We start from the raw sequence: 1963 nt of genomic DNA, 5'->3' as shown, positions 1-1963 counted from the left end.
CCGAAAAAGTATGTTCGCTCATCCGCGAGGCAGCCGCCAACGGGGCGAAGCTCATCGCCTTCCCTGAAGCGTTCATCGCCGGCTATCCCTACTGGAACTGGATCATGAACCCGATCCAGGGCAGCACCTGGTTCCAGAAACTGCACGAAAGTGCCGTCGACGTGCCTGGGCCGGAAGTTCGCGCTGTTGCTCAGACAGCTCGCGAATGCGGTATCAATGTCGTGATCGGCGTCAATGAACGGCCCCGCAGCAGTCATGGCACGATCTACAACACTATCGTCACGATCGGTGCCGACGGCCGACTGCTCGGCCGTCACCGCAAGCTGGTTCCGACCTGGGCCGAAAAGCTGACCTGGGCCGGTGGCGACGGTTCGAGCCTAGTCGTTCACGACACCGATATCGGCCGGCTGGGCGTGCTCGCCTGTGGCGAAAACACCAACACACTCGCCCGTTTTGCCCTGCTGGCTCAGGGCGAAATGGTGCATGTGGCGAGCTACATCTCACTGCCCGTCGCCCCCGCCGACTACGACATGGCCGAGGCCATCCGCCTGCGCGCAGCCGCACATTGCTTTGAGGGCAAGGTATTTACCGTGGTGTCGTGCTCGACCATCACCAAAGAGATGATCGATACCATCTGTGTCGATCATCCCGAGGCGCGCGCCCTTTTGGAGCGCAGGAACAGTGCTTTTTCAGGCGTCATCGGCCCTGACGGGCGCGTGGTCGGCAACCCGCTGGTTGACGAAGAGGGCATCGTCTATGCCGAGATCGACCTCAACCGCTGCATCCAGCCCAAGCAGATGCACGACATCACCGGGCACTACAACCGCTTCGATGTCTTCGACCTGCGCGTCAATCGCAAGCCATTGTCGCGCGTTTCCTGGGCCGGCGAAGCACCTGAAGACTGGCGCGACAACGAAACGACCGAGCCGTCCGAAACCGCAACCGCTGAAATTTGAGAGGCTTTGCCCTTCGCCTATCTCGGGCGGAGCGTGACGTGTTCAGGCAGATCGCGCCCGGCTTAGGCCGAGACAGCCGATAGACGGCTTTTCAGATCGAGGAGGTCGACCGTAGAGGCGCCGTTTCTGATGGCATCGCGCATGACGGCCTCCTTGGCTTCGCGTTCGCGCGATGCCGTGATGACGCTGGCGATGTCTTGCCGTCGCACCACGACCACGCCGTCCTCGTCGCCCAGGATAGCGTCTCCCGGTTCGACGTGTTCCCCGGCAAGACTGATTGGCCGGCCGATCGTGCCTGGTTTGACCTTGGTCGTGCCCTTGATGCACAGGCCGCGCGCAAAGACCGGAAAGTTCATCTGCTTGAGGGTTGCAGCGTCGCGAACGCAGCCGTCGATGACCAGGCCGAGAATGCCCTTAGCAAGGCAGGCTTGAGCAAGCAGGTCGCCGAAGGGGCCGTCGTCCATCGAGCCCTGATGATCGACGACGAGAACGTCGCCGGGCTGGGCCACGGCGATCGCGGCGTGGATCATCAGGTTGTCGCCGGCCGGGCAATGCACCGTCAGGGCGGTGCCGCAGAGGCGCATTACCGGGTCAAGCGATTGCAGGGCGCTGGATACTGCTCCGCGTTGTCCGTTAGCCTCGTGGATCGTCGCCGCGGAGAACGCGGCGAGTTGTCCCAGCAGCGTCGGATCGGGTCGCTCGAAGTCAGCATCCATGGCCACGCCCCCGATCGGTTTGTCTTACTGGGCAGCCGTGCCGATCCGTATCGTAAGCGGTTCCAGTCCGGCGATGGTGCCAACCAGTTCGTCGCCGGGTCCGACAGGTCCAACGCCATGAGGCGTGCCGGTCAGGATGATGTCGCCGGCATGGAGCTCGAAATAGGTCGAGAGGTTGGCGATGATCTCCGGCACCTTCCAGATCAGCAGGTTGACATCGGAGTCCTGCTTTGCCTCGCCGTTGACGGTGAGCTTGATGCTGCCTGACGAAATGTGGCCGACCTTCTCGAC

3 protein-coding genes are annotated in these 1963 nt (G+C 62.5%); 1 reads left to right on the top strand and 2 read right to left on the bottom strand.

Features of this window, described 5'->3' with window-relative positions:
- On the top strand, nt 1-956 hold a 956-nt coding region (locus AC1DUU_RS30700), incomplete at its 5' end, for a carbon-nitrogen hydrolase family protein (protein ID WP_476787088.1).
- A gap of 62 nt (nt 957-1018) precedes the next feature.
- Here AC1DUU_RS30700 and AC1DUU_RS30695 read toward each other — a convergent pair.
- Together AC1DUU_RS30695 and AC1DUU_RS30690 are read right to left on the bottom strand one after the other, a co-directional pair.
- Nucleotides 1019-1672 carry a 4-carboxy-4-hydroxy-2-oxoadipate aldolase/oxaloacetate decarboxylase gene (locus AC1DUU_RS30695; protein WP_476787087.1) on the bottom strand — a complete coding sequence of 218 codons (654 nt, stop codon included), beginning with the start codon at nt 1670-1672 and terminating at the stop codon, nt 1019-1021.
- A gap of 24 nt (nt 1673-1696) precedes the next feature.
- Nucleotides 1697-1963 (bottom strand): fumarylacetoacetate hydrolase family protein (locus AC1DUU_RS30690; protein WP_476787086.1); only part of this gene is annotated, 267 nt, incomplete at its 5' end.

This window comes from Aminobacter sp. P4_H6_2, from assembly GCF_056400805.1.
The sequence above is the reverse complement of the archived record's forward strand: the minus strand, read 5'-3'. Positions and strand labels throughout refer to the sequence as shown.

What these genes read in the sequence shown, in the direction of transcription:
- AC1DUU_RS30695 (WP_476787087.1), bottom strand. Translation starts at nt 1,672, where the DNA reads ATGGATGCTGACTTCGAGCGACCCGATCCGACGCTGCTGGGACAACTC.